1 rRNA gene is annotated in these 1931 nt (G+C 56.1%); it reads right to left on the bottom strand.

Annotated features, from left to right (window positions below):
- Positions 1 to 69: 69 nt before the first annotated feature.
- Positions 70 to 1592, bottom strand: a 16S ribosomal RNA gene (locus KVS67_RS11120).
- Between the last annotated feature and the right edge of the window lie 339 nt (positions 1593 to 1931).

Raw genomic sequence — 1931 nt, 5'->3', positions numbered from 1 at the left:
TTGATGTTCCACCCATGAGCAACCCGCCATCACACACGCGGTGATGCAACGGGCACTGATGCTCCTTAGAAAGGAGGTGATCCAGCCGCACCTTCCGGTACGGCTACCTTGTTACGACTTAGTCCCAATCGCCGGTCCCACCTTCGACGGCTCCCCCCACAAGGGTTAGGCCACCGGCTTCGGGTGTTACCAACTTTCGTGACTTGACGGGCGGTGTGTACAAGGCCCGGGAACGTATTCACCGCAGCGTTGCTGATCTGCGATTACTAGCGACTCCGACTTCATGGGGTCGAGTTGCAGACCCCAATCCGAACTGAGACCGGCTTTTTGGGATTAGCTCCACCTCACAGTATCGCAACCCATTGTACCGGCCATTGTAGCATGCGTGAAGCCCAAGACATAAGGGGCATGATGATTTGACGTCGTCCTCACCTTCCTCCGAGTTGACCCCGGCAGTCTCCCATGAGTCCCCACCACGACGTGCTGGCAACATGGAACGAGGGTTGCGCTCGTTGCGGGACTTAACCCAACATCTCACGACACGAGCTGACGACAACCATGCACCACCTGTGAACCCGCCCCAAAGGGGAAACCGTATCTCTACGGCGATCGAGAACATGTCAAGCCTTGGTAAGGTTCTTCGCGTTGCATCGAATTAATCCGCATGCTCCGCCGCTTGTGCGGGCCCCCGTCAATTCCTTTGAGTTTTAGCCTTGCGGCCGTACTCCCCAGGCGGGGCACTTAATGCGTTAGCTGCGGCGCGGAAACCGTGGAATGGTCCCCACACCTAGTGCCCAACGTTTACGGCATGGACTACCAGGGTATCTAATCCTGTTCGCTCCCCATGCTTTCGCTCCTCAGCGTCAGTTACAGCCCAGAGACCTGCCTTCGCCATCGGTGTTCCTCCTGATATCTGCGCATTCCACCGCTACACCAGGAATTCCAGTCTCCCCTACTGCACTCTAGTCTGCCCGTACCCACCGCAGATCCGGGGTTAAGCCCCGGACTTTCACGACAGACGCGACAAACCGCCTACGAGCTCTTTACGCCCAATAATTCCGGATAACGCTCGCACCCTACGTATTACCGCGGCTGCTGGCACGTAGTTAGCCGGTGCTTCTTCTGCAGGTACCGTCACTTTCGCTTCTTCCCTACTGAAAGAGGTTTACAACCCGAAGGCCGTCATCCCTCACGCGGCGTCGCTGCATCAGGCTTTCGCCCATTGTGCAATATTCCCCACTGCTGCCTCCCGTAGGAGTCTGGGCCGTGTCTCAGTCCCAGTGTGGCCGGTCACCCTCTCAGGCCGGCTACCCGTCGTCGCCTTGGTGAGCCATTACCTCACCAACAAGCTGATAGGCCGCGAGTCCATCCAAAACCGATAAATCTTTCCAACACCCACCATGCGGTGGACGCTCCTATCCGGTATTAGACCCAGTTTCCCAGGCTTATCCCAGAGTTAAGGGCAGGTTACTCACGTGTTACTCACCCGTTCGCCACTAATCCACCCAGCAAGCTGGGCTTCATCGTTCGACTTGCATGTGTTAAGCACGCCGCCAGCGTTCATCCTGAGCCAGGATCAAACTCTCCGTAAAAAAATTACAGAACAACACCGTGGCAGCCGGAAATAACCACCACGACATCCATTCAATACCTAGCAAACCATCACCACACCACGGGGGTGGCAGGCGATGATCAACCAATATGTGTTAAAACAATTGGCATCAACAAACTTGGCACACTATTGAGTTCTCAAACAACAGGCTCTTCCAGCTTCAGCGACCCGCTCCGCGGGCCGTTTCGCTCTGGAGCAACTTCTCCATCCTAGACCATCCGTTTCGACCGTGTCAACTCCGTGTCCGAAGCATTCACCGTCCGTTCACATGGCCGGGCTAGAAAACCTTACCACGTGATCCGACCATGTCAACTCCGCT

Origin of the sequence: Micrococcus sp. GbtcB5 (assembly GCF_019091605.1) — a bacterium.
GTDB classification, from domain to species: Bacteria; Actinomycetota; Actinomycetes; order Actinomycetales; family Micrococcaceae; genus Micrococcus; species Micrococcus luteus.
This window is presented reverse-complemented; position numbering and strand designations above follow the sequence as displayed.